Annotated in this window: 8 protein-coding genes; 4 read left to right on the plus strand and 4 right to left on the minus strand. The window is 34.0% G+C overall.

Annotated features, from left to right (window positions below):
- Together GSY74_RS08180 and GSY74_RS08185 are read left to right on the plus strand one after the other, a co-directional pair.
- Positions 1 to 1,405, plus strand: a 1,405-nt coding sequence (locus GSY74_RS08180; RefSeq protein ID WP_223157511.1) for an ATP-binding protein, incomplete at its 5' end; no start/stop codon positions are given.
- Positions 1,402 to 2,085 carry a response regulator transcription factor gene (locus GSY74_RS08185; protein ID WP_164664616.1) on the plus strand — a complete coding sequence of 228 codons (684 nt, stop codon included), beginning with the start codon at positions 1,402 to 1,404 and terminating at the stop codon, positions 2,083 to 2,085. The genes GSY74_RS08180 and GSY74_RS08185, both read left to right, overlap by 4 nt.
- Here the strand turns inward: GSY74_RS08185 and GSY74_RS08190 are convergent.
- From GSY74_RS08190 to rpsF, 4 genes are all read right to left on the minus strand, one after another.
- Entirely contained in the window at positions 2,078 to 2,689 is a 612-nt protein-coding gene (locus GSY74_RS08190; protein ID WP_164664617.1) for a hypothetical protein, read from the minus strand. The genes GSY74_RS08185 and GSY74_RS08190 overlap by 8 nt on opposite strands.
- A 107-nt stretch (positions 2,690 to 2,796) precedes the next feature.
- Positions 2,797 to 3,060: a 30S ribosomal protein S18 gene (rpsR, locus tag GSY74_RS08195; protein WP_164664618.1), complete on the minus strand. Its 264-nt coding sequence runs from the start codon at positions 3,058 to 3,060 to the stop codon at positions 2,797 to 2,799.
- Between the two features lie 9 nt (positions 3,061 to 3,069).
- Positions 3,070 to 3,690 carry a single-stranded DNA-binding protein gene (locus GSY74_RS08200; protein ID WP_164664619.1) on the minus strand — a complete coding sequence of 207 codons (621 nt, stop codon included), beginning with the start codon at positions 3,688 to 3,690 and terminating at the stop codon, positions 3,070 to 3,072.
- An 18-nt stretch (positions 3,691 to 3,708) separates the two neighbouring features.
- Entirely contained in the window at positions 3,709 to 4,119 is a 411-nt protein-coding gene (rpsF, locus tag GSY74_RS08205) for a 30S ribosomal protein S6 (RefSeq protein ID WP_164664620.1), read from the minus strand.
- A gap of 258 nt (positions 4,120 to 4,377) precedes the next feature.
- Between rpsF and GSY74_RS08210 the strand changes: the two genes are divergently transcribed.
- Positions 4,378 to 5,169, plus strand: a complete 792-nt coding sequence (locus GSY74_RS08210; RefSeq protein ID WP_164664621.1) for a hypothetical protein — start codon at positions 4,378 to 4,380, stop codon at positions 5,167 to 5,169.
- A partial coding sequence (locus tag GSY74_RS08215; RefSeq protein WP_164664622.1) for a molybdopterin-dependent oxidoreductase occupies positions 5,169 to 6,935 on the plus strand: 1,767 nt, incomplete at its 3' end. The genes GSY74_RS08210 and GSY74_RS08215, both read left to right, overlap by 1 nt.

Here is a 6,935-nt window from a genome sequence, read left to right on the forward strand (position 1 = left end):
TCTTCTTATTATTACGGTTATTTTTCCTCTAATTATTATTCTATTTTATGGCATTTCTATCTCTGTTGCGCTTAAATATAAACATAAACTCTATACAAAACGAGAATTACAGAGATATGAACATGAGCTTAAAAACAAACACAAAAATTTTTTGAGAGAGAAAGCCAAATATATAGAGTCTTTTATGGATATAATATATGAACAAGAGTTAGGTCACTCTAAACCTCTCTCTACAAAAAGTATTTTGAAATTTATTGACTCTATCAAAAAGTATGATAGTGGTTTTATATTTATATTTCGTGAAGATGGGATAGTTATAAAACATCCTTGTACAAAGACATTGGTAAATTTAGTTCATACTAATAATAAGAAAACTATTTTATCTAAACTAATACAGGCTTCTAAAGAGAAGAACATTATTAACTATCAAGGTACAAACTGTATTGATGATGATTTTATTAACAAAATTGGAATTGTATATCATATCAAAACAACAGACCTATATATTGTTATTAGTAAAAATGAAAAAGATATACTCTACTCTATAGAGCAGAAAAAAATAGTCTGGGAAGAGAAGCTAGATGATGAATCAAAAGAGAATATCAAACTACTCTTTATCCTTAGTATTATTTCTATAATTTTTTCGATAATCTTCTCTAAAATCATCAATAATCTCATCAAAGATTACGAAAAAGAGATAAAAGATAATAACAAAGTGATGTTCTCTCAATCAAGACTAGCTCAAGCTGGTGAACTATTAAGCATGATTTCCCACCAGTGGAGACAACCTGTCAGCAAAATAGCCTCAATAGCTTCCAATATGAGATTTAAGATGATGATGGGTGAAAAGCTTGATAGAGACTATATAGATAAAAGGTTAGAGGAGATAGAAGGACATACAGAGTTCCTCTCAGAGACTATTGATGACTTTAGAGAGTTCTATAAACCCAAAAAGAGTAAAGAGTTAGAGTATATCCTGCCACTTATTGATAAGGCTCTTAATTTTTTAGAGGGACAAATCAACAAAAAAAGTATCATTATCAAAAAAGAGTTTGTCAAAGATATTAAAATATCTCTATACCCAAATGAGTTTATACAAGTTATTATTAATATCGTACAGAATGCTATAGATTTTTCTAAAAATGAAGCCTATATTGAGATTAAAACCCATGTCAAGGATGATGAGTATAGCATTATGATTACAGATGAAGCTGGAGGAATAAGTGAGGAGTGTATGGAGAAGATATTTGATGCACACTTCTCAACAAAAACATCCAAAGAGTCAACAAATCTTGGACTAGGTCTATATGTTTCCAAGGTTATTATAGAGAAACATTTCAATGGTAAACTAGAGGTAAAAAGCAAAAATAACAGCTCCACATTTACAATAAGGTTGGTACGATGATAGAAAAATACAAATTATTAAAAAATAAAACAGTTCTGTATGTAGAGGATGACCTGAGTCTACAGAAAAATATTGTAGAGATATTAAGTAATTTTTTTGATAAATTACTTGTAGCCTCAGATGGTGATGAGGCTTATGATATATATCTAGAAAATCAGAACAAAATTGATATTATGATTACAGATATAAATATGCCAAATACAGATGGTATTACACTTTGTAAATCTATTAGAGAGTATAACAAAACTCTGCCTATCGTTATAGTATCTGCTTATACCAATACAGACTATCTTCTGGATTCTATAGATTTGAATATCGTAACATATGTCACTAAACCACTAACGACAAAAAAAGTCCTCTCTCTACTTGATAAGTTTTTAGAATATTTCAATCTTAATAATCATATAGTGATAAATAACTCTCTTGAGTTTGATTATGCTAGTGGTAGTCTAAAAATAGATAACAGTACTATACAGTTAACCAAAAAAGAGACGAAGTTTTTTAAACTTCTATCAGAAAATAGTATTGTAACTTATGATATGATGTATGAGTATATGTGGGACTATGACAAAGCACCTAGTCAAGATGCTGTAAAATCATTCATTAGAAAGCTTCAAAAGAAACTTCCTGACAGTTTGTGTCAAAATAAAAAGGGTGTCGGCTATTATTTGTCTATATAGATAGAGAAAGATAGCTCTCCTCCCTCAACTCATGATAACGCGGTATCCTCTTGAAAAGTCTACCAATCATTCTATTATTTGTATTAAGAAGCCTCAATTTATCTCGTAAAAAGTCTTGACACTCTTCTAGTTTCCATATTCTTATATCTATTTGATTAATATAAAATTGACTTTTTTTCAACATATCTTGATTGAAAATAAACATATTTTTATCTTGAAATGCCTTCTTTAAGCGTTTTAGATTTTTTAGAGTAGAGTTTATACTCTCTATCTGTGACTCAACTATATAGATATTTTTTTTTAGAACAGAGTGTTGAGCTTTTAACTGACTTCCTAGGATAATCAACTGTTCTCTTCTTATATTTTTTTTGATTTCAAATTTAAACATTCTATATAGAAGTCTATTGATATACCCCACTTCACTATTGAGGTCACTAAGTACTAAAGTTATAGCATCAAAGAGAACCGTATCAATTTCACTATTTTTAAGCTTAAGCTCTTTTTTAGAATCAGAAATATTTTTTTCTGTTAATTTTGTAATTATCTCTAAAAAGGTGGCTTCTGGACTTTTTAATATGTTCTCAATATTTATACGAATAGACATAAACAACTCCCCATTTATCTAACGGAATTATATTGAAATTTTTGTTAATTATGATTTATATGGAGTGGGCATTTCTGCCCACGAAAGATATTTACTAATAAGTGTATCTATCTGATAAGCTCAAATGGATTTTCCACAACATTCTTTCTATCAACAATGTATGGAATAAGTGCAGTCTGTCTAGCTCTTTTGATAGCTACAGTTACAAGCTCTTGGTGTCTTTTGCAGTTTCCTGTCAATCTTCTTGGCATAATCTTAAATCTCTCACTAAGACTAATCTTCAATAGGTTCAAATCTTTGTAGTCGATATAATCAACTTTTGATTCACAATACTTACAATATCTCTTTTTAAATTTTCTTCTCTCTGCCATGTTGGTCTCCTAAAATGGTATCTCATCTTCATCGATGTCGATTTCTGGAACAGACGCTTGTTTCTGTTGTTGTGGTGCTTGATAAGCTGGTTGCGAAGAAGCCTGTTGCGAAGAAGCCTGTTGCTGTCCATACCCCTGCTGTTGTTGCTGTGGCTGTGGCTGACCATAACTCTGTTGCTGTTGAGGTGCGTTATATCCACCGTTACTAGCGTCATAAGAGTTTTGAGTCTGCTGTTGTCCACCGTAACTATTTTGGCTTGGTTGCGCTGCATATCCGTTGTTGTTGTTAGGGTTTTGGCTATCTGCCTTTGTATCTAACATCTGTAGATTCTCTACAGTTACGGCATGTTTACTTCTCTTTGTTCCATCTTGAGCTGTCCACTGTTGAAATACAAGTCGTCCATCTACTAAAACTTTGCTCCCCTTACGAAGGTATTGATTGGCTATCTCAGCTGTACGCCCAAAAAATGTTAAGTCGATAAAGAGAACTTCCTCTTTCTGCTCACCTGTTTGAGTTTTGAACTTTCGGCTTGTTGCTATTCCAACATTACCTATAGCTGAACCACTTTGTGAATATCTAATCTCAACATCTCTTGTAAGGTGTCCTACCAATACTACTTTGTTATACATGGGGTTTCTCCTAAGTTATTACGCTTCTGTTGTCTCTGTTGCTACTGCTACTGCTACTGCTGGTGCTGGTGCTTCAGTTTTTACAGACTCTTCTCTCTTTATCACTGCAGCTATAAGCTTTTCAAACTGTATAACCTCTTTTACTTTAGTATATCTTACAGTTAAATACTTAATAACCTCTTCATTGAACTTCAAGTTTCTCTCAAGCTCGTTAACGATAGTACCAGGTGCTTTAAAATATACAATAGTATATACACCTCTCTCATTTTTCTCTACAGGATAGGCAAGTTTTCTCATCCCCATTCTATTAGTAGCAAGAATCTCAGCACCTTCTCTTACAAGAATCTCTTCAATCTTTGCAATGTTCGAAGCTGTCTCTTCATCTGTTAGTGTAGGTTTAAGTACATACAGTGTTTCATAGTTGTTCATTCTGTTCCTTTTGGTTTAATAGCCCATTTAAATATAGTCAATTTGATACACTTCTTGCAAAACTCATTTGGAATCGGAGACTTTAGTCCCGAATAATACGAGGCTAAAGCCATCGCTTCCCAAAATGACTATCCAAAAAATGAGCAAGAATTTTGGAAGCAGTATTTTATCACAAACGAGATTTGTTTAACCTAAACTAACATACTAATGAGCCTATATTAAACTGCTCATGTTATAATCCATAGAAAAAGAGAGACAATGAGATACCTATTTCTACTCCTAAGCCCAATCCTAATCTTTGCAAAAGTTCACTATGCAAAGGTTGAACCATATGAGAATATCACCCTAAAATCTGCTGTCTCTGCACAAGTAGTTAGCACTAAACTGGCGTTAGAGGGAGAAGTAGTAAGAGAGAGCATCATTATACAGCTGGATGATAAGCTAGATAAAATCAAACTAAAATCAGATAGAGAAGCTCTAAAATTTATAAAAAGTATGATAAAAAGTAATCAGAATAATCTCTCCTCTCTATCAGAGTCACTAAAACGACAAGAGGTCTATTATAACCGTATATCTAATATCACAACTGCATCTATAACACAAAAAGATAAGGCGTTCTACTCCTATATCTCTGCAAAAACTCAATATTTTTCTACTAAAGAGAAGATAGATTCACTCAAAAAACAGAAGCTTGATTTGCTTTATAATATAGAACGACTAAAAGATAGTATTGGTAAAAAGAGCATAAAGCTTAAAAACAGGTTTCTATATAAACTTTTGGTAAACAGTGGAGATTTTGTCAATATGGGTGTTCCTCTGGCACAGATAAAAGATTTGACAAAAGCAAAACTGGTTCTCTTTTTGGAAGCAGATGAGTTAAAAGATATTAAATCAAAAACTATCTATATAGATGGTAAAGCGACTAAATACAAGGTATCTAAGGTCTGGTCAGTGGCTGATGAGAAATTTATCTCCTCTTATCGTACAGAGATAGTGATAGATAATCCAAAAGAGAGTTTTTCAAAACTCTTGAAAGTGGAGTTTAGATAATGATAAAAACAGCCTGTGGACTAGATTGTCCTGATGCGTGTGGAATAGTTAGTGAACCTGAATATTTTCCAAAAGTTGTGGCAGATTCTGCTCATCCAACCAGTAACGGTGCTTTGTGCAGTCTAGTTAATAGATATATACATGAGGAGCCACGAATCACAAAAGCTAGAGTAGATGGCTTAGAGATTAGTTTGGATGAGGCAATGGATGCTACAAAAGATGCACTAGAAGCCAAAGAGAAACTACTGTGGCGAGGCTCTGGAAACTTTGGCGTGATGCAGGAGATTACAAATCTACTATTTGATAGGGTAGAAGGAACAACCACCAAAGGCTCACTCTGTGATGGGGCAGGAGATGCAGGTATAGTGGAAGGTCGTGGAGTCAATCGTATCTTACCACCAAAGCAGATAGCCAAAGCTGATGTGGTGGTAGTATGGGGGAAAAATCTCTCTATTACCTCTTCACATCTTATCCCCTATCTCAAAGGGAAAAAGATTGTTGTTATCGACCCCATTGAGACACCTATTGCCAAGAGAGCTGACCTATTTTTGCAGATAATGCCAAGGTCTGATTTTTATATGGCGATTATGTTGGCACGATTTGCTTTTATGGGTGACCATGAGAATAGAGAGTATCTTGATGAGTTTGCCCCTGAATATGAAGATTTTTATGATTTTACCAGAGGTTTTAGAGTCAAAGCTGTTTTAGAGTATATTGGAATCGATCTGCATCAGATGGGTGAACTGCTGGATTATCTAACAGAAAAACGAGTTGTTTTTCTTGTTGGTAATGGAGTTCAAAAATACTCAACAGGGAATTTTGTACTTCAAGCTATAGATTCACTAGCTACTGTGTTAGGTCATTTTGGAAAAGAGGGCTCAGGTGTGGCTTTTTTGGGAAACTCTAAACTTGGATTTAAAAATCCTTTTGAGATAGGAGGGAAAAAGGTTCAAAAAGCCACTACTAATTTTGGAGATTTTGATACCGTTCTTATCCAAGGTGGAAACCCTGTAGCCTCTATGCCAGATTCAAGGCGAGTTATAGAAGAGCTAAAAAAGAGCAAAACTGTTATCTATTTTGGACTCTATGAGAATGAGACCTCTGCTATGGCTGATATTGTTATACCTGCTAAAAACTTTTTTGAAAAAGAGGATATTCGCCTTAGCTATGCTCATCATATCATCTCACCAATGCGAAAAGTGATAGAGACAGAATATGGTATATCAGAGTATGAGTTTACCAATACTCTACTTCAAAAACTTGGACTTGATGCTTTAGATAGAGAAGAGGAGTATCTAAACTTATGGTTAGAACAGTGTGAAGAGGAGAATGGCTACTATCTCTCACCTGCCTACCAAGAGACCCCTTATAAGGAGGGTTTTGGAGATGGGGATGATGAGTTTGAGTTTATAGAGGATTTTTATGATGATTTTGAGAGTAGTAAACGGTTGACTAAGGTTCGAAAGAGGGCTAAAAAAGATGAGTCTATAACAGAATTTTGGCTCGTTACTCCAAAAGCAAAAAATGCTCTAAACACTCAATTTAAAAGAGATAATCAAATTACGCTACATCCTAGTTTAGGATTTGGAGAGGGAGAAGAGATAATAGCTTCTACAGAGTATGGAGAGCATCAATTTAGAGTCAGAAACTCTACCTCTATGAGGATTGATACGGTTCTTATCTACGCTAACTGTGTGGGAGTTAACTACCTTACTCCTAGTATATTGAGTGAAGAGGGGGAGAGTGCCTGTTATCAAGAGGTTAAA

Origin of the sequence: Sulfurovum sp. bin170 (assembly GCF_010892395.1) — a bacterium.
Taxonomy (GTDB): domain Bacteria; phylum Campylobacterota; class Campylobacteria; order Campylobacterales; family Sulfurovaceae; genus UBA1140.